An 18,183-nucleotide genomic window follows, 5' to 3' on the forward strand; every position below is an offset into this window, starting at 1 on the left:
TGGGGGAAACCCTGAGGCCTCTGTAGGAGCGGCTTCAGCCGCGATGCAGGCGACGCGGTGCCAGGCACCCGCTTTGCGGGTGATCGCGGCTGAAGCCGCTCCTACAGAGGTCGCGCCGAATCTTGGTTCGGCGCGGGGCTGTGGGGCGGCCTTCGCCAGCAAGGCTGGCTCCTATCGGTGAGTGGGTCGAATCCTCAATGCCCTCAACTGCCTTTCACCTCCTGCGCCAACACCGCGGTTCCCGGCATCTGTGCACGCGCCTCGCGCGTCTGCCGGTTGACGATCAACTCCATCCCCAGGTACATCGCGAAGGTAGCCGCCGCCAAACCAATGGCCAGGCCGGCCCAGATGTAGCGCGGCCCCAGCTCCAGGTGGATGCCGAGCACATAGGCGGCCGGCAGGGCGATGGCCCAGTAGAAGATCGCCACCAGCGCCAGTGAGGTCTTCAGCGCCTTCAACCCCCTGAGCGCGCCCAGCAGGATGTTCTGCGCACCGTCGAACAACAGGAACCACACCGCCACGGCCAGCAGGCTGGCCACCGTGCTCTTGAGCAGCACGCTGTCGGCGGTGCCAGCGTGCACGAACAGGCTGGCGATCTCGGTGGGGAACACCAGGAACAGCGGGGCGAAGATCAACGAGGCGACCGCGCCGCAGGCCAGGCCGATGCGCGCCACGCGCTTGGTCTCGGCCACGCGGCCGGCGCCCACTAGCTGGCCGACCCGGTAGGAGGTGGCGCTGGACAGGCTGATGGGCACCACGAAGGCGATCAGCACCGCCTGCATCGCCACATGGTGGGCGGCCTGCACCACCACGCCGAAGTGCCCCATCATCAGCGCCGCGCAGGTGAACAGGCTCAGCTCGATGGCGAACGACAGGCCCACCGGTATGCCGAAGCGCAAAGCCTGGCGCAGGATGCCCCAGTCGATATCGAGGATGCCCTCGAAGATGCGGTACGGCTGATAGCGCGGCGTCATGGCGATATAGCCGGCCAGCGAAACCGCCATCAGCAGCGACACGCTCGCAGTGACCGCGCCGATACCGCGAAGGCCGAGGAAGGGGATGCCGAACCACTGGTTGATGATCACCAGGTTGAGGGCCAGGTTAAGCACCGCGCCGGCCATGCTGATGACCATCACCGGCTTGGTGTCGCCCAGGGCGCTGACGAAGTTGCGCAGGGCCATGAACACCAGGTAGCCCGGCAGTGCGAAGGCCACCGCGTGGGTGAAGGCGATGAACGCATCGATGCTTTGCGGTGGCTGGCCGAGGCTGCGCAGCAGTGGTGCGGCCAGCCACAGCACCAGCATGCCCAGGGCCGCCAGCAGCAGGGCGATGAGCAGGCCGCTCTGGCAGGAGCGCCGCACGCCGGTGATGTCCCGCGAGCCGTGGGCGATGGCGATCAGCGTGCCGATGCCGGAGATCACCCCGGAAAACGAAAAGGTCAGGAACGAATAGATCGACGCGCCGACACCGCCGCCGGCCAGGGCCTCGGCGCCCAGGCGGCCCATCATGTAGGTGTCGGTGAAGACCATGACCACCTTGGACAGCTGGGCAGCCATCAAGGGCCCTGCCATGGCCAGCAGGATCATCAGCTCGCCCGTGGGGCGGCGGGTCGGGGATTTGTGTTCAAGCATGCAACGGCCTCCGATGCCGGGTGAAGCAGTCCATTTGATGACTCAAGCGAAGCTCGGGTTCAGATTCAAGTCCCTTTTTCCTGTACGGGAATTCAGGGTCACAACCTCATGAAGAATCATGATATCACGCGATGTTTTAATTTCTTATGGTTATATGACGGAGTCATAAATAAAGAAATCGATATTTTGCACGGCTCGGTTATCTGGTCTAGTTTGTTTTACCGCACGTATATATCGATCTCCCCAAGCATAACATCCTGTGCGTGGCGAGATGATCCAAGTCAATTAAACAGGCGCTGTCGCTCAGGATCGGGTGATGGCCAATTGATCGCAATTAGTGTGTTCATTTTTATATAGTCGCTGCAGGGAAGCGAACTGGCCAGGGATCAGGCTGTCGAGGAAATAACTATTGAGCGTGAATAGTTTTGCTCAAGTTTTCTATCCGCTTGCATCTGTTTATCTGGAAACTTCCCTGCCTGCTGACGCTTTATCAGCGTGCGCCTCTTCATTGTCGGAGGGCGTATTGCAGTCAACAGGGAGTGGGTATGTTTGGCGAGAACCCCATAAGAAAGAAAGCGCCTGACAGCGACACCCTTTGGGTGGAAGAGGTGTTCAGGACCTTGCAAGGCGAGGGCCCCTATTCGGGGGTGCCGTCGACCTTCGTCCGGCTGTCGGGATGCAACCTGCAATGCTACTGGTGCGACACCCAGTTCGAGGCGTTTCGCTGGTCGATGACCCCGCAGGCCATCGTCGAGATGATCCGCGGCCTAGAAGCACCGGTGCCCGAGCTGGTCGTGCTGACAGGCGGCGAACCCTTTCGCCAGAGCATCGCGCCACTGATCCAGGTGTTTCTCGACGAGGGCTTCAAGGTCCAGATCGAGACCAACGGCACGATCTACCAGGCCATCCCCACGGGCCAGGACGTCACCGTGGTGTGCAGCCCGAAGACGCCGGTGCTGGACCTGCGCATGATCGAGATCATCACCCACTACAAATATGTACTGGCCCATGGCGAAGTCGACGAAACCGATGGCCTGCCGGGCACTTCCACGCAACGGGCCGGTAAAAAGGCCAAGCTGTTCCGCCCGCCCCAGGGCAAACCGGTCTATGTCATGCCGCGCGATGACTACGACGAGCAACGCAACAAGGACAACCTCAAGGCTTGTATCGATGTGGCCACCCGCCAGGGTTACACATTGAATATGCAATTGCACAAGCTGCTGAATCTTCCATAAGGATATGACCATGCAAAACGATAAAGAACGTTCCCACGCCAAAGCCCGCCAAGGCGTTATCGATATTCTCGATTACCTGGGTGAAGACACCACTCGCCAGGGCCTGCATGAAACCCCGGAGCGCTTCTTGAAATCGATGGTCGCGCAGACCGTGGGTTATTCCCAGGACCCGTATCGGGTACTGGAGAAGTTCTTCGAGGAAGTGGCCGGCTACAAGAACCTGATCATGTTGCAGAACATCCACTTCGAATCGATGTGCGAGCACCACCTGGCGCCCATCGTCGGTAACGCCACCGTCGGCTACATCCCCAATGGCCGTGTGGTGGGCCTGTCCAAGCTGGCCCGGGTGGTGGACATCTTCGCCAAGCGCCTGCAGATCCAGGAGCGCCTGACCTCGGAGATCGGCCTGGCCCTCGATGAAGTGCTGCGCCCCAAAGGCGTGGGAGTGATCATCCGCGCCAAGCACAACTGCCTGTGCACCCGCGGCGCCTACAAGCCCAACGCCAACATGACCACCACCTACTTCTCCGGCGTGCTGGACAGCGACTCGGTCAAGCGCGGCGAGTTCTACACCGCCGCCGCGTTGCCATGGGGCAATGGCGTTCACCACTCTCAGTAAGGGAAGACTGTCATGTTCAAGATCGACCGCAAGATCGAAATCGACGCCGGCCACCGGATCCGCTCCCATGGCTCCAAGTGCCGCAACCTGCACGGCCACCGCTATTCGGTGCACATGACCCTCAGCGCCGACGAGCTCGCCACCCATGGCTCGGAAACCGGCATGGTGCTGGACTTCAGCTTTGCCAAGGACGCCATGGTGCAGTGCATCGACGAGCTCTGCGACCACGCGCTGATCGTCGACGCCGAAGACGAGTACCTGCTGCAGGTGCTGGATATCCATGGCCCGGCCCGTGATGTGCGCACCTCCGGCGTGGCGTTGCCGTTGACCAACGGCGAAGGGATGAAGATCTACCTGGTGCCGTTCTCGCCCACCGCCGAGGCGCTGGCCAAGCACTGGTACGAGCTGCTCAGCGACAAGGTTGCCACCCTCGGCCACGGCGCCGCCCAGGTGCGCGTGGACACTATCCGCGTGTACGAAACCCCCAACTGCTGGGCCGAGTACCCGGCCGGCAATCTGGGAGGCGCGCAGCATGTTTAGAAAGGGCTATGTGTTCGACGATGTGCTCTTGGTGCCCAAGAAGACCCACCTGGCCAGCCGCAAGGAGGCCGATATCGGCGTCGAGCTCAAGGGCCTCGGTCGCCTGAGCGTACCCATCATCTCGGCCAACACCCAGTGGTGCACCGAAGACCGCATGGCCATGGAGATGGCGCGGATGGGCGGGCTAGGCATCGTCCACCGCATGTGCAGCATCGAGGACCAGGTGGCTTTCGTGCATGCGGTGAAGAGCGCACCGGTGACCCAGCGCGAGCCTGACTTCGCGCCGACCCTGGACAGCCAGGGCCGGCTCAAGGTCGGCGGCTCGATCGGCATCGTCGACGACTACCTGCAGCGCGCCGCCGGCCTTGCCGCCTGCGATGTCGACTTCCTCACCCTGGACATCGCCCACGGCCATTCCACCCACGCCATCGCCGCGATCGCCAACGTCAAGGAGCGCCTGGGCGATATCCCGATCGTCGCCGGCAACGTCGCCACCCCCGAAGGCGTGCTCGACCTGGCGAAGGCTGGGGCCAGCGTGATCAAGGTTGGCATCGGCCCGGGCAGCGTCTGCACCACGCGCTCGGTCACCGGCGCCGGGGTGCCGCAGCTCACCGCCATCCTCGAATGCGCCGCGGCGGCGAAGGAGGCGGGCGTCAGCGTGATCGCCGACGGCGGCATCCGCAGTTCCGGGGATATCGTCAAGGCCCTGGCCGCCGGCGCCCAGGCGGTGATGCTCGGGCGCATGCTCGCCGGCACCGACGAAAGCGCCGCGCAGCTGCTGGAGGTGTCCGGCAAGCGCTTCAAGCTGACCCGCGGCTTCGTCACCTTTGGCACCAACCTCGAGCTCAAGCGCCTGCAAGGCCAGAAGATCACCGAGGAACAACTGCTGCGCTATGTGCCTGAGGGTATCGAAGCCTGCTTCGAGTACGCCGGCCCCTTGCGCGCCTACCTGTACCAGCTGATCGGCGGCGTGCAGTCGGGCTTCAGCTACTGCGGCGCCAGCGACTACCCGCAGTTGCTGGAACGCCATGAGTTCATCGAGGTGTCGGTGCAGACCAGCCAGGAAAGCCGCCCCCATGCCCTGGACGCGGCCAAGCACCCCATCGACTACAAGGCCGAGGTGCTCAGCCATGATTAACCTGACCTGGAACGATGTGGAGCAACTGTCGCTGGCCATCGCCGAGGCGGTGCGCGAGTCGGGCTACGCCTTCGACACCATCGTCGGTGTGGCGCGCTCCGGCTGGGTGCCGGCAGTGATCGTCGCCCATGAGCTGGGCGTGCGCGAAGTGGCCACGCTGTCGATCCGGCGCAACCTGTCCGATGGCGTCGACTCGCGCAAGGCCGCCCCGCAGCTGGTGGATATCAGCCCCCTGGCGCAGGCCGGCAAGAAATGGCTGGTGATCGAAGACATCGTCGGCAGCGGCGAGACCGTGCGCTTCATCCGCGAGCAGTACGGCGTGGACGGGCGCGACATCTACGTCGCCAGCCTGGTGTTCAACGCCGCCAACGGCGACCGCGCCCAGGTCAACGAAATGGTCGAGTTCCATGCCCGGGAAGTCACCGAGTGGGTGCGCTTCCCCTGGGAAAGAAGGATCGACGCCTGATGAGAAGCTTACTCAGCGCGGCCCGCGTCGACGAAGTCGCGGACCTGTTCGAGACCGACCTCGAGATCTCGCGCTACCTGCACCAGCACTACGACCTCAAGGCCTACCCGGTGGTTAAGTTCAGCAATGTCGCCTGCGCTTCCGGGGTGCCCTATGTCGACAACGCCTTCAAGCGCGAGGCGATGCTGCGCGGGCTGGGCCTGAACGAAGAGAACGTGCAGCCGGAATTCGCCCGGCGCGCGCGCGGGGTGCACGCCGACCAGCGCGCACCCGTGCAAGCGCCCTGGGCGTTGCAGCGGATGGACTGGTCGCTGCTCGACCTGCCGTTTCTCAAGTACCAGCCAGGTGACGGCGGCCGCTACCTGACCTCGTTCGTGTTCTGCGTGCAGGACAAGGCCGGGCGCTACAACCTGGGCTTCTACCGCGGCGAGATCAAGGACGGGCGCACCATCGCGGTGTTCATCGACCCCCGCACCGACGCCCACGCGATCATCCACGAGCGGCTGCGCGAGGAGGGCGAGGTCAAGGTCAGCCTGTTCAACGGCGGGCCGATCTCGGCCTATATCGGTGGGGCAAGCAAGATCCCGGCGGACGTGGACAGCTACGTGTTTTCCTCGGCCATCGCCGACGCGCCCATCGACTTGTGCCGCCTGGGCGACTACCCGGCGGTGCCGGCCGAGAGCGAGCTGGTGCTGCACGCCAGCCTGAACGGCAAGATGATCGACGAAGGGCCGTTCTGCGAGTTCAAGGGCTACTACAGCGAGAAGACCGTGGGCTTCGAGCTGACCGTCGAGGCGATCCACGCACGGGACAATCCGCTGTTCTTCGGGATTTTCTGCGGCAAGGAGTCGGGCCTGGACCTGATGCGCCTGCAGAACGAGACGTTCATGTATGGCTTCCTCGAAAGCAAGGGCATCCCTGTGCGACGGGTGGTGTATCCGACAGCGTACTTCGGCGAGTTCGGGGTGATCGTCGAGTGCGACACGGTGAACGAAGCGACCCTGCGGCTGGTCATGGAATACGACCTGCGCAGCAAGCTGTTCTTCCTGGTCAGGAATGCCGACACCCTGTTCGCCGACCTGTCGACCTTCGCCTTCGAGACGGTGACCGACGACTACCGCAAGCGCGGGGTGCGTATGGGCGGGCGGCTGGGGTTGCTGTGCGACAATGCCAACGACTTCAACTGGAAGACTTACTGATGGATCGATCGATGAGCCCCAGGCTCAGCACCCTGGTGTACTGCACCTACGAGGGGCAGGTACTGCTGCTGGACCGGCAGACCGCGCCTTACCGCGGTTTCCTGCTGCCGCCGGGCGGCAAGTGCGAGTTCGGTGAAATCCCCATCGACTGCGCACGCCGCGAGTTCGCCGAGGAGACGGGCTACGAAATCACCGAGCCGCTGCGCCCGCGTGGGCTGGTATACGACTATTCGCAGTCGCCGGACTGGAACTGGCTGATCTTCGTCTACAGCTTCGAAGCCAAGGCCCGGCCCACGCTGGTCGAGGAGAAGCACCCGCTGGTGTGGGCGGACCTGGACAACCTCGATGCCTACCGGATTCCGGAATCGGACCGGTTCCTGATGGGGCGGCTGTTCGACGAGGGGTGCAGCTACCTGGAGCTGGCCATGGAGTATCGGCAGGCCGAGGCGTTCGTGCGCTGCAGCGCGCATTTCGAAGGGCAGGGCGGGCTGTTCAAGTAAGGGAAGCGGGCTCGCGTAGGAGCGGATTCATCCGCGATTGCCCGCATCGCGGCTGAAGCCGCTCCTACAGAAGCCTCCTGCGTGCGCTTTCACACAATTGCGTCAGAACGCATAGACCAACGTGGCCGTGGCGCTACGCGGGGTGCCATACCAGCCCCGCGAACCGATCGCGGTGTAGTACTTCTCGTCGAACACGTTATTCAGGTTCAGGGCGACGCTGGTTTGCGGCGTGAACGCGTATTGCGCCATCAGGTCGACCACACTGTAGGCGCCCTGGTTGAACGTTTCGCCGTCGGGCCCTGCGTTCTTGGTGTACTCCGCACCTTGCCAGCGCACGCCACCGCCCACTTTCAACTGCGGCAGGGACTGCAGGCGATAACTGGTGAACAGCTTGAGGGTGTCGCGCGGCACGTCCGTGAGCAGGCGCTTGCCATCGGCGTCCTTGGCCACGGCATAGGTGTAGCCGGCGGAGACTTGCCAGCCCGGCAGGATTTCGCCCGCCATTTCCATCTCGAAACCACGGGTCTTGGTGCCGGACTCGGCGCGGTAGGCCTGATTGCCATCGGGGGCGAGCTTGCTGCCGTCCGCCACGGCCAGGTTGTCCTGGTGCACTTCGAAGACACTGAACGCAGTGGTCAGGCGTTTGTCCCAGAACTCGCTCTTGAGCCCCAGCTCGTAGTTCACGCCTTCTTCCGGTTCGATGTAGCCGCCACTGACATCCTGCTTGCTCTGCGGCTTGAAGATGGTGGTGTAGCTGGCATACGCCGACCAGTTTTCGTTGAGGTCGTAGACCAGCCCCATGTAAGGCGTGACGACCCCGGTCTCGCTGCGCGAGGTGTGGCTGGTTTCGCCGGTGGCCAGGGTGGTGTTGGCTTCGTCGCGTTTCCAGTCGATCACCCGCGCCCCGGTAATCAGCGACAGGTCGTCGGCCAGGCTCCAGCGCACCGATGCCACCAGGCCGTCCTGGGTTTCGTCCAGCGCGTCTTTGGTGGACTTGGTGTGGATGGCGTCCGGGATCGCCAGCGAACCGTCCCAGGTGTGGATGTTGTCGATGCTCTGCAGCGACCACAGCGGGTAGCCGTTGTTGCGGTAGTAGGCCCGGTAGTGACTGGCACCGAGGTACGCCTGGTGCTCACGGGTAAACAGCTCGAACGGGCCATTGGCCGAGAGATCGAACGAGGTCTGCCGGGGCTCGCCCGCCCAACGCCCGGTCCAGGTGCTGATACCGCTGCCGTCGGGGTTGACGGTGCCGCTGGCGGCGGTAGCGAAGGCATCGTCGTAGCTGCGGCGGCTGTGCTCGGCATTGAGCTTCAACTGCCAGTCGTTGTCCAACTGGTGCTCCAGGGTGGTGAACAGCGTCTTGGCGCGGCGCTTGTGGTAGCTCCAGTCCGAGGCCGAGTTGAACGAGCGCGAAGGCTTGAAGTGGCTGCCATCGGTGTTGTACATCGGGAAGCCATGGTTGCCGGCTCCGTCGCTGTCCAGCTCCTGGTATTCCGCGCCCACGGTCAGCATGGTGCTGTCGGTGACGTCCCATTCCACCACCCCGTAGGCCACTTCTTTTTTCAGCGACTGGCGGTCGATATGGCTTTGGCTGTCGGTGGTCGATGCCACGAAACGCCCGCGTACATGGCCGCTTTCCGACAACTTGCCGGACACATCCAGCTCGGTGCGGTAGTTGTCCCACGAGCCCGCCTTGAGCGTCAGCTTGCGTTGGGTTTCGAGGGTCGGCTTCTTGCGAATCAGGTTGATGGTGGCGCCGGGGTCGCCGGTTCCCGACATCAGGCCCGTGGCCCCGCGCACCACCTCCACCCGGTCGTACGAGACCATGTCGGCCAGATCGTCGCGAAACCCATATGTGTCGGGGCGGTTGACGCCGTCGACCTGGATGCTGCCGACCTCGAAGCCACGCACATAGATATGGTTACCGTCGCTCCCGGCCGGCCCCATGCTGTTGACCACCACGCCCGGGGTTTGCTCAAGCACCTGGGCAACGTCCGTGAGGTTCTGGTCTTCGATCTGCTGGCGGGTGACCACGCTGACCGACTGCGGCGTCTCGCGGGCGGAGAGGCGCAGCCCGGTCGCGGTGTTGGCCGAGCCGGTGGTGTAGCTGCCCGTGCCTTCAGTGGTGCTGCCCAGGCCCATGGCATCGATGCTGGTCGCGCCCAGCTCGACGGCACCGTCGGTGGGCGCCTTGCTCAGCACATAGCGTTTTTCGCCCATCGGTTGCACCCGCAACCCGGAACCCTGCAGCAACGCGGCGAAGCCTTGCTCCAGTTCGAAGCTGCCGTGCAGCCCCGACGACTGCAGCCCGGTGGTTTCGTCGTGGCTGAAGCTGATGGTCACGCCGCTGGCGGCGGCGAACTGGCTGATCGCCGAAGCCAGGCTGCCGGCCGGAATGTCGTAGCGCTGCGGGGCGGCCCAGGCGGTCGAGGTCGCCAGCGCGGCACCGCAAAGGCTCAGCGCGAGGGTCGCCTGGCGAATGCTGCAGGCTAGCGAGGTACGGCGTGCGGACATGAAAGGGGGTTCCTGTGCTGATTGGCTTGGGCGCGGCTGATGCGCGCGTCCTCAAGAGCCGAAGCAGTGAAAGAAATCTGTCACCCCTGAATGCGAAAAATTCTCAGGTGTGTGAAGGGGGGAGGGTAGTCGCCTTAACCCATGCCGAGGGGTTCCAGGCGCACCCAGTAGCGGGTCATGCGCCGGGCGCGGACGGGCAGGGCGTCTTCCAGGCTGGCCAGGGCGACGTCGGTATCGTCGAGGTTGAAGGCGCCGGACAGGCACAGCCCGGCGACTTCGCCCGCGCAGCCGAGATAACCGAGGCGGTAGCGGGCCAGTTCATCAATCACATCGCCCAGGCGCCAATCGACGGTCACCAGCATGCCCTGGGCCCATGCCTGGGCGCCGGGGCGCAGGGGACTTAGCGGCCCGACGGCGTCGGCGCTGAAACTCAAGCTGTGCCCGGAATCGATGCGCACAACTTGCGCCGTTCGGGTGGGGCGCACTTCCACGGCATGGGCGGTCACTGCCACACAGCTCACGCCATCAGCCTGGCGAACGCTGAACCGGGTGCCGAGCGCAACAATCTCACCTTCAGTTGTGCGCACGCTGAGTGGGCGCGGGTCCTTGGCGGTTTCCACCAGGATCTCGCCCTGGCGCAGGTGGATCAGGCGCCGGCCGGCGTCGAAGCGAACATCCACACGGCTGTTGGTGTTGAGGTCCAGGCGCGTGCCATCGGCCAGGGTCAGCTGGCGCCGCTCGCCGACCTGCGTCGAGTAATCGGCATGCCACGGCGAGGCCCGATAACCCTGCCAGCCGACCACCCCGACCCCGAGCAACAGCGCCAATGCCTTCACGGCATGGCGTCGATCCCGCCGAGCGATTTCGAGGGTTTGCGCAGCGCCGCTGGGGGCGTTGCCCAGGCGGCATTGCAGCTGTTCCAGCCGCGCCCAGGCGGCGGCGTGGCGAGGGTCGGCGGCGTGCCAGGCTTGCCATGCGGCGCGGGTTGAATCATCGACGTGGCTGTCATGCAAGCGCACGTACCAGTCCACGGCGTCGGCGAGAATGGCCTTCATGCACCCTCGACCAGCAGGCAATGCATCAGCGCGCGCGCCAGGTGCTTGCGCACGGTAGTCACCGAAACGCCGAGCCGCTCGGCGGCTTTTTCGTAGCTCAGGCCGTCGAGCTGCACGGCGAGAAAGATCGCCCGCGTGCGTGGGCCGAGGCCATCGAGCATGCGGTCGATGGCCATCAGGGTATCGAGGATGGCGGCCCGGGTTTCGGCGGAGGGCGCGTAGTGTTCCGGCTGCTGTGCCAGGGCTTCGAGGTAGGCGTTTTCCAGGCTGCGGCGGCGGTACAGGTCGATGACCAGGCCACGGGCGATGGTTGCCAGGTAGTGGCGCGGTTGGTTGAGCGTGCCTGCGGTGCGGGCCAGCAGCACCCGGATGAAGGTGTCCTGGGCCAGGTCGGCGGCATCGTCGGTGTTGTTCAGCCGCTGCCGCAACCAGCCGTGCAGCCAGCCGCTGTGCTCGCGGTAGAGCGTTTCCAGGCCAACGTGTGCAGCTCCGTCGGAAACAACGGTGGACATCGAAGCTCCCCCAACGACATATTTGGATGCAAATAAGAATTTGTCGCAAGTGTACTGGGTGAAGGTGGGATTGGGAATGGTGAGCGGTGAGAGAGGTTGTCGTCCTACGTGGATGGATCAGATTTTCCCTATTTCGAGTAGGGCGTTTCCGAAGCATGCTTTGACCGCTTTTGCGCCTTCGCCGTGAGGTCTAGTCTCGCCGGGTCGTTGCCAAATCAACGACCGGGTCTGCAAGCCTGCGCGGTATTACGAAGGTGCTCACCATGAGCCCCGGCGCTTTGCCGTGGGTCTCGCGCCATGGTGGCTACGTGCGGGTGACCTCTTGGTCAGCCGGGTTTTCGCCTCGTAATGCCCCGGTCTTGCAGGCCTGTACGTAGCTGCCACCCTTCACCTGCAAGTGGAGGGGCGGTGGTCCGACTTCCGCATTGCGAGGTGTTTATGCTCAAGATCGTTCCCGATCCACCCCATTCCACCGAGTCTCCTCACTTCCTCGAAGACACCCTGGTCCATGCCACTGAATACGTCGTGTGTGCGTTGGCGGTGACGCATCAATCGTTGACCCACCTGCCCAAATCGCCTGCCACGTTGGTAATGCTGACGGTAATGCACGAACTCGATGCCACCCGCACGTTACTGGAGTCAGCGTTGGCCCAGCTACAACTGAGTGTCCGACCGCCGTCATACACGCTTCACTGACAGGCTTGCGCAGGGCCCCTGTAGGAGCGGCTTCAGCCGCGATGCAGACACCGCGGTGCCTGGCACCAGCGCTGCTGGTGATCGCGGCTGAAGCCGCTCCTACAGGTAGCTCGGTCACCCCCTTCAAATCCTCAGAGGAACCTCGAATGGACAACGATCTCCCAGCAGACCACGGCCAACTCGGCTGGACCGTCGGCGCGTGCACGTTTATGGAAGGCGCCACCAAAGGCACGCGCCTGTTTCGCGTGGAACCCGGCAACTGCGCCAACCACGCCATGGAACAAGCCTCCGTGTTACTCGACAGCGCCCGCCGCGCATCATTCATCGGTGTGATGGACAACGAACCGGTGTTGGTCTGGGCGTCGCATTACCTCAGTGATATGGCCAAGGCACTGATTGACGATGCGCATATGGGCATTTTGAAGAAGGTTTGAACTGACGACACCCAACACATGCTGGCCTGTGGCAAACCCTGTCAGAATCACGACAAGGTAAATGTCACTCGGCCAGCCAGATTGACTGCTTGCGATCAGAGGTAGCGGCCAGAGCTCAAGGTAATGCGATGAACAAAAAAGCAAGAAGAATGGCTGCACTGCTGGCCGCTACAGCCGCCTATCAGGCTGAGCCTGACTGGGTGTTCGATCCCAGCTGCATGACCCGAATCCCCGATTGTCATAGCCTCATCGAAGTGCTTCGCCACATCAAGCACGGCGGGCCGGAGTGGAGGAATCGCACTGTCACCGTGGTGTTTTCCTGTCCGTTGAATGCCTGGATTCGGCTGTATTCGATGTACGACACCGATGCCCCGTACTTTGATTTCATGTACCCCCGTGAAGAGCCGCCTCGGCAAGCCCTCTGCGACGTGCTTCGGCAGTATTCGCAGTGTGCCTTTCTTGATTGGTCGCCCGGGCGCCTGGCCTGCATCGAGGCGCAGGGGGCAGATATTGAGTTGCTGGCGGACATCATTCGCGATGTTGCTGAAGTTGCGTGGGGGGAGTGCGGCACGGCTGTGGTTGCCTGGTATCAGGAAATGGGGAGAGCCTGAGGTAGGGGAGCGCGTCCTACAGGGATGAATCAGATTTTCCCTATTTCGAGTAGGTCGTTTCCGAAGCATGCTTTAGCCGCTTTTGCGCCTTCGCCGTGAGGTCTAGTCTCGCCGGGTCGTTGCCAAATCAACGACCGGGCCTGCAAGCCCGACCGCAAAAGGTTTACTGCCAAGGCATCAACAACATGTAAGCGTGTTGTTTGATGCGTCATGGCGGCTGCGTATGGGAGGCCCTCGGGCCTGCCGGTTTTCTCTTTTGCGCCGGTCTTGCAGACCTGTACGTAGCTGCCACCCTATCCACTGCAAGGGTGGCGTGGTGGCTGAAATCCAATGCAAAAGAGGATTTACCATGCTCAAGATCGTTCCCGATCCACCCCATTCCACCGAGTCTCCTCACTTCCTCGAAGACACCCTGGTTCACGCCACTGAGTACGTGATGTGCGCGTTGGCGGTGACGCATCAATCGTTGACCCACCTGCCCAAATCGCCTGCCACGTTGGTAATGCTGACGGTAATGCACGAACTCGATGCCACCCGCACGTTACTGGAGTCAGCGTTAGCCCAGCTACAGCTGAGTGTCCGACCGCCGTCATACACGCTGCACTGACAGGCTTGCGCAGGGCCCCTGTAGGAGCGGCTTCAGCCGCGATGCAGGCACCGCGGTGCCTGGCACCAGCGCTGCTGGTGATCGCGGCTGAAGCCGCTCCTACAGGTAGCTCGGTCACCCCCTTCAAATCCTCAGAGGAACCTCGAATGGACAACGATCTCCCAGCAGACCACGGCCAACTCGGCTGGACCGTCGGCGCGTGCACGTTTATGGAAGGCGCCACCAAAGGCACGCGCCTGTTCCGCGTGGAACCCGGCAACTGTGCCAACCACGCCATGGAACAGGCCTCCGTACTGCTCGACAGCGCCCGCCGTGCGTCATTCATCGGTGTGATGGACAACGAACCGGTGCTGGTGTGGGCGTCGCACTACCTCAGCGATATGGCCAAGGCGTTGATGGACGATGCGCATATGGGCATTTTGAAGAGGGTCTGAAACGACAATCGAGGGGGAGGGCCGCTTTGCTTCAGGACTCCATGCAGAGCAACCTCCTCTTCTCTGTACCTGGCATGCTGATTGACGTAGGTATGTCGGATTGGCTGTTGAGTTACCCCGTGAAAGCACATTTGCCATGGATTGTCGTGAACATTGGTTTTCTGGGTGCTGCCTGGGGATTCATGGTCGCCCAAATGAGTCTGTGCAACACCCTGATGTATTGCGGTGTGCTGTCAGTTGAGATGTAACGCTAGAACCGAGCTCTCGCTCCTTGCTGAAGGGAGCCGTTCGTGAACGGCAGCTTTCGACCCATAGCTGCCAGTGGCCAATAATTCCAATTGGCTAACCACCACCTGCCAGTAACCAATCAGTTACTCCTTATTGGACTGTTCCGCCCAATAGCCTCCAGACTGTCCTTTTACTTCCACGCCCTTTGCTGCGAGCATTTATTGCACTGACCCAGCCCTATGGATCTGAATATGATGGACCTTGCTGTCGAATTTCCCGAGTTCTTCCTGCCCAGCTGCACGTTGCGGCGGATTCATTGCAATGATGTTGAGGCGATTTTTGCCGGGCTTTCCAACCCGCAGGTGGTTGCCCACTACGGCGTGTCTTACGACAGCCTCGAAGCGACGGACGAACAGATGCGCTGGTATGACGCACTGCTGGAAGAGCACCGGGGCATTTGGTGGGGCGTTACCTTGCCGGGGCGGGACGAACTGGTAGGCGCCTGTGGTTTCAATGATTGGTCTCACTCTGATCGCAGCCTGGATATCGGCTATTGGTTGATACCGGAACACTGGGGCCGGGGGCTGATGCAAGACTGCCTGCCTACCATCCTCCGCTTCGCCCTGGGCACCCTCGGCGTACACCGCATCCACGCAGAAGTTGAGCCGGAGAACCCCGCCAGCACTCGTTTGCTGGAGCGGCTCGGCTTCGTGCTTGAGGGAACCTTGCGGGATGTGGAATACAAGAACGGACGCTTCCTCAACCTGCACCAGTACAGCCTGCTGGCCACTGACCCGGCGGGGCGAGCTTTGCTGGAGGACGACACGCCGATCCTTCGCCCATCCCGAGGATCTGATGCACAGGCGCTCAGTGCTTTGGCTCAGCGCAGCAAGGCCCATTGGGGATACCCCGCAGCCTGGATGAAGGCATGGGAGGCCGCGCTGACTTTCGACCCCGGGCAAATGACCCAGCAGTACGCGGTGCTGGTAGCAGCGGATGGCCAACTACTGGGCTTTTATGGGCTTGAGAGCGGCGAGGACGGCTGGCAGTTGGAGCATTGCTGGGTAGACCCACAGTCAATGGGAAGTGGTCACGGACGGCGCCTGGTGGGGCATGCTCTGGCCGTAGCGCGCGGGCTTGGCGTGAACAATTTAGCGGTGGAGTCAGACCCGTCGGCTCGTGGCTTCTACGAGCTACTCGGTGCACAGCATGTGCGCGATGTACCGCGCCCAGTATGTGGCGAGCCCCGTCATCTACCGATACTTAAGTGGGAGTTCAGTGACTAGACCTTATTGAAGAGTAACGTGTGTAGATCGATGGGCTGCTGGCAGGCTACTCACCGTTTGCTGCACCTTATGAAAGACAGCTATGGGTCGAAAGCCGCCGTTCGCGATTACCTGTTGTTAGCCCATAGCTCCCGTTTGCGGAGTGCAGACAAGAGGTAGGGGATTGCGTGCTGGTTATCTGTCAGCTCTATAAGCCCCCGGATTACCCCGTCGGCCAAACGGTCATGCCGAATTGCCTAGCGGGGGCTATCGTTGCTTCTCCGGGCAACGACTACCGACCGAGGGCGCTGCAATGAACACCAGTGATCTACTCGAACAGTTACTTCGGGCCGGCCAGGCCTCGCAATCGCAACAAGGGAGCGGCGGCCTGTCATCGCAAGACGGCCTGGGCGGTTTGGGCGGGTTGCTGGGTGGTCTGCTTGGCGGCAGTAGTGCAGCGGGTGGCGGTGGTGGCCTTGGTGGTTTACTCGGCGGCCTGTTAGGTGGCGGCAGCGCAGGCGGCGCTAACCAGGGGCGCCCCGCGGGTGGCACCAATTACGCGGCCCTGGCGTCGTTGGGCATGCTGGCGTTCCAGGCCTATCAAAGCTGGCAGCGCAGTCAGGCGGCAGCCCCGCAACAGGCCCTGCGCACTGTCGATCAATTGTCCGGCGCCGAGGCCGACGATCACAGCCATGCCATCTTGCGCGCGCTGATTGCGGCAGCCAAGGCTGACGGTCGCATCGACCAGAGAGAAGAACAGTTGATCTACGCCGAAATCAAACGTCACACCAACGACCCGCAGCTGCAGCAATGGCTGGATGAGGAAGTCGCCAAGCCACTCGATGCTGCCGAGGTGGCACAGTCGGCACTGGACCCGGCCATGGCCGCGGAAATGTACCTGGCCAGCGTGATGCTGGTGGATGACCAGCAGACCGCAGAGCGGGCCTACCTGGACGAGTTGGCCAGCGCACTGCAAATCGACCCGACATTGCAGGTGCACTTGGAGCAGCAGGCCAAGGGCGCCGCTTGACCGGGCTGGGGTGGCCAACTTCCGACCCAACTATCCTAAAAACCTGAGCGTCATGAGAAGGTCTGGAATGGCCGCTGGGCGGGCAGGGGCGCCGCCCGGTTTTATCTCGGAGAGTTGAGTGTCCGTTAATGTTTCGTACAGATGTTATGGCAAGGTGACTGCTGGGTAATAGCAAGGTGTAGTGGTCAACATGCTCTATGGCTAAGCACGTGCTCTGCTTGCCAAGCGACGTTTGATCGCCTCTACTGTAGATGACTGGGCCTACGTTTTACCCATATCCATAGGGGGCGTTATGACGGCGGATAACAGCGAGCATTCGCTTCATAATTTCTTGGGCGCTGCGCGATCTATAAAAAAATGCTTTGTTGATCCGCGGCGTGAGTGGTATGCAAAGCACCAGTCTTACCCTTTCTATATGTTCAGGGTGTGTGGTGTCGTCACAATACTGCTTGGCGTTATCCTTCCAGTTGTTGCTGTGACCTATTTCCAGTATAAAACCGAGGTTATGTCGGTGATGAGCTTAACAATCGCGGCACTGACAGGGTTGAGTAATTTTTTTCGTTGGGAAAGAAGCTGGCGCGGGCGGGAGCAATCAAAATTTGCAATCGATGCACTCGAAGCCAAGTGGGAATTGGAGCTAGCAAAAGCCAGTCATGTACTTTCGGAAGAAAAGCGGCTGGAACACGTGTATATCGCGACCAATGATTTTTTTACCAATGTTCGAATCATCTCTGCTGCCGAGACTGACGAATTTTTTAGTGGTATGCAATTTCCTCAAGTAGAAAAACCAGGTAAATCCAAGGCGCCATGAGGTTTTGTTGACGCTCGATAATGAATGCGTATTTGCAGTGTGGGAGGCTGAGTGTCATACCCTCAGCTAATAAAAATAATCTTAGAAACCAACTCCGCACTGTTCTTCGCCTGCAACTTCTTCATCAACCGCGCCCGATGCACCTCTACCGTCCGGTGCGAGATCCCTAGCTGCCGCGCCACCTCCTTGCACGTCAACCCATTCACGATATGCAACGAAATCTCCCGCTCCCGCGGCGTCAACTGCACCGTCGGCGCCGGTTGCCGATCCAGCCGTTCAAAGTGCCATATCATCAGCTCGAACGGATCCTCCGTCGTCAACGTGAACCCATGCGCTCGCGCCCAGAACACCTCGCCATTACGGTGCTGCATGAAACGCTCATCGGTATAGAAAGCCCCCAGCCCATTGCGCAGCCAGTGCTCGCTACGTTCGCCGATGGCCTGGTAATCCGCATGGGAGGGGTACAACAACAGGGTCAGGTGCCCTTGCAGTTCTTCACGGGTATACCCGAACAGCCGCGCAAACGCCTGGTTGCAATCGAGCATCCGCCGATGCCCGGTAATCAGCTGCGGCGCGGGCGACACCTGGAACGCCAGGCGCTCGAGGTCGGGGTAGGGTGGGGTGTGTACGGTCATTCAGGCGTCCTGCCTCGGTGTCA

The 18,183-nt window shown here is 62.0% G+C and carries 21 protein-coding genes; 16 read left to right on the forward strand and 5 right to left on the reverse strand.

Features of this window, described 5'->3' with window-relative positions:
* Window positions 1–203 precede the first annotated feature (203 nt).
* Window positions 204–1,631 (reverse strand): NorM family multidrug efflux MATE transporter, encoded by a 1,428-nt coding sequence (locus tag IM733_RS05600; RefSeq protein WP_248919921.1) that lies wholly within the window; start codon window positions 1,629–1,631, stop codon window positions 204–206.
* Between the two features lie 545 nt (window positions 1,632–2,176).
* On the opposite strand from IM733_RS05600, the gene IM733_RS05605 reads away from it, so the two are divergent.
* Genes IM733_RS05605 through IM733_RS05635 form a run of 7 tightly spaced genes read left to right on the forward strand, consistent with a single transcriptional unit; the run spans window position 2,177 to window position 7,328 of the window.
* Complete coding sequence (locus IM733_RS05605) at window positions 2,177–2,866, forward strand: 7-carboxy-7-deazaguanine synthase QueE (RefSeq protein ID WP_248919922.1); 690 nt, start codon at window positions 2,177–2,179, stop codon at window positions 2,864–2,866.
* A 10-nt stretch (window positions 2,867–2,876) separates the two neighbouring features.
* Window positions 2,877–3,485 (forward strand): GTP cyclohydrolase I FolE, encoded by a 609-nt coding sequence (folE, locus tag IM733_RS05610; RefSeq protein ID WP_248919923.1) that lies wholly within the window; start codon window positions 2,877–2,879, stop codon window positions 3,483–3,485.
* A 12-nt stretch (window positions 3,486–3,497) separates the two neighbouring features.
* Window positions 3,498–4,025, forward strand: a complete 528-nt coding sequence (locus tag IM733_RS05615; RefSeq protein ID WP_248919924.1) for a 6-pyruvoyl trahydropterin synthase family protein — start codon at window positions 3,498–3,500, stop codon at window positions 4,023–4,025.
* The gene (gene guaB, locus IM733_RS05620; RefSeq protein ID WP_248919925.1) at window positions 4,018–5,163 is read left to right on the forward strand and encodes an IMP dehydrogenase; all 1,146 of its coding nucleotides are present in this window, start codon (window positions 4,018–4,020) and stop codon (window positions 5,161–5,163) included. Before IM733_RS05615 ends, guaB begins: the two co-directional genes overlap by 8 nt.
* Window positions 5,156–5,629: a phosphoribosyltransferase gene (locus IM733_RS05625; RefSeq protein ID WP_248919926.1), complete on the forward strand. Its 474-nt coding sequence runs from the start codon at window positions 5,156–5,158 to the stop codon at window positions 5,627–5,629. Before guaB ends, IM733_RS05625 begins: the two co-directional genes overlap by 8 nt.
* Window positions 5,629–6,828, forward strand: coding sequence for a UbiD family decarboxylase (locus IM733_RS05630; RefSeq protein WP_248919927.1), 1,200 nt, complete (start codon window positions 5,629–5,631; stop codon window positions 6,826–6,828). Before IM733_RS05625 ends, IM733_RS05630 begins: the two co-directional genes overlap by 1 nt.
* An 11-nt stretch (window positions 6,829–6,839) precedes the next feature.
* Complete coding sequence (locus IM733_RS05635) at window positions 6,840–7,328, forward strand: NUDIX domain-containing protein (protein ID WP_248919928.1); 489 nt, start codon at window positions 6,840–6,842, stop codon at window positions 7,326–7,328.
* A gap of 102 nt (window positions 7,329–7,430) precedes the next feature.
* On the opposite strand, the gene IM733_RS05640 is transcribed toward IM733_RS05635, so the two are convergent.
* From IM733_RS05640 to IM733_RS05650, 3 genes are all read right to left on the reverse strand, one after another.
* A complete protein-coding gene (locus tag IM733_RS05640; protein WP_248919929.1) occupies window positions 7,431–9,842 on the reverse strand; it encodes a TonB-dependent siderophore receptor in 2,412 nt (803 codons plus the stop codon).
* Window positions 9,843–9,976: 134 nt separating this feature from the next.
* The gene (locus tag IM733_RS05645; RefSeq protein WP_248919930.1) at window positions 9,977–10,897 is read right to left on the reverse strand and encodes a FecR domain-containing protein; all 921 of its coding nucleotides are present in this window, start codon (window positions 10,895–10,897) and stop codon (window positions 9,977–9,979) included.
* Window positions 10,894–11,409 (reverse strand): sigma-70 family RNA polymerase sigma factor, encoded by a 516-nt coding sequence (locus tag IM733_RS05650; RefSeq protein WP_248919931.1) that lies wholly within the window; start codon window positions 11,407–11,409, stop codon window positions 10,894–10,896. The genes IM733_RS05645 and IM733_RS05650 overlap by 4 nt, the downstream gene beginning before the upstream one ends.
* A 438-nt stretch (window positions 11,410–11,847) precedes the next feature.
* Between IM733_RS05650 and IM733_RS05655 the strand changes: the two genes are divergently transcribed.
* From IM733_RS05655 to IM733_RS05695, 9 genes are all read left to right on the forward strand, one after another.
* Window positions 11,848–12,105, forward strand: a complete 258-nt coding sequence (locus IM733_RS05655; protein ID WP_248919932.1) for a hypothetical protein — start codon at window positions 11,848–11,850, stop codon at window positions 12,103–12,105.
* A 146-nt stretch (window positions 12,106–12,251) separates the two neighbouring features.
* Window positions 12,252–12,539 carry a DUF3077 domain-containing protein gene (locus IM733_RS05660; protein WP_248919933.1) on the forward strand — a complete coding sequence of 96 codons (288 nt, stop codon included), beginning with the start codon at window positions 12,252–12,254 and terminating at the stop codon, window positions 12,537–12,539.
* 128 nt (window positions 12,540–12,667) lie between these two features.
* Window positions 12,668–13,150, forward strand: a complete 483-nt coding sequence (locus IM733_RS05665; protein ID WP_248919934.1) for a hypothetical protein — start codon at window positions 12,668–12,670, stop codon at window positions 13,148–13,150.
* 349 nt (window positions 13,151–13,499) lie between these two features.
* Window positions 13,500–13,757, forward strand: coding sequence for a hypothetical protein (locus IM733_RS05670; protein ID WP_248919935.1), 258 nt, complete (start codon window positions 13,500–13,502; stop codon window positions 13,755–13,757).
* A gap of 146 nt (window positions 13,758–13,903) precedes the next feature.
* Complete coding sequence (locus IM733_RS05675; RefSeq protein ID WP_248919936.1) at window positions 13,904–14,191, forward strand: DUF3077 domain-containing protein; 288 nt, start codon at window positions 13,904–13,906, stop codon at window positions 14,189–14,191.
* A 41-nt stretch (window positions 14,192–14,232) separates the two neighbouring features.
* Window positions 14,233–14,439 (forward strand): hypothetical protein, encoded by a 207-nt coding sequence (locus IM733_RS05680; RefSeq protein ID WP_248919937.1) that lies wholly within the window; start codon window positions 14,233–14,235, stop codon window positions 14,437–14,439.
* A gap of 231 nt (window positions 14,440–14,670) precedes the next feature.
* Window positions 14,671–15,705: a GNAT family N-acetyltransferase gene (locus tag IM733_RS05685; RefSeq protein ID WP_248919938.1), complete on the forward strand. Its 1,035-nt coding sequence runs from the start codon at window positions 14,671–14,673 to the stop codon at window positions 15,703–15,705.
* Window positions 15,706–15,997: 292 nt separating this feature from the next.
* Window positions 15,998–16,714, forward strand: a complete 717-nt coding sequence (locus IM733_RS05690) for a tellurite resistance TerB family protein (protein WP_248919939.1) — start codon at window positions 15,998–16,000, stop codon at window positions 16,712–16,714.
* Between the two features lie 292 nt (window positions 16,715–17,006).
* The gene (locus IM733_RS05695) at window positions 17,007–17,525 is read left to right on the forward strand and encodes a DUF4231 domain-containing protein (RefSeq protein WP_248919940.1); all 519 of its coding nucleotides are present in this window, start codon (window positions 17,007–17,009) and stop codon (window positions 17,523–17,525) included.
* A 62-nt stretch (window positions 17,526–17,587) separates the two neighbouring features.
* Here IM733_RS05695 and IM733_RS05700 read toward each other — a convergent pair whose 3' ends face one another.
* The gene (locus IM733_RS05700; protein ID WP_011533741.1) at window positions 17,588–18,160 is read right to left on the reverse strand and encodes a LuxR C-terminal-related transcriptional regulator; all 573 of its coding nucleotides are present in this window, start codon (window positions 18,158–18,160) and stop codon (window positions 17,588–17,590) included.
* Window positions 18,161–18,183: the final 23 nt, after the last annotated feature.

The organism is Pseudomonas entomophila (assembly GCF_023277925.1).
In the GTDB taxonomy this organism is placed as follows: domain Bacteria; phylum Pseudomonadota; class Gammaproteobacteria; order Pseudomonadales; family Pseudomonadaceae; genus Aquipseudomonas; species Aquipseudomonas entomophila_D.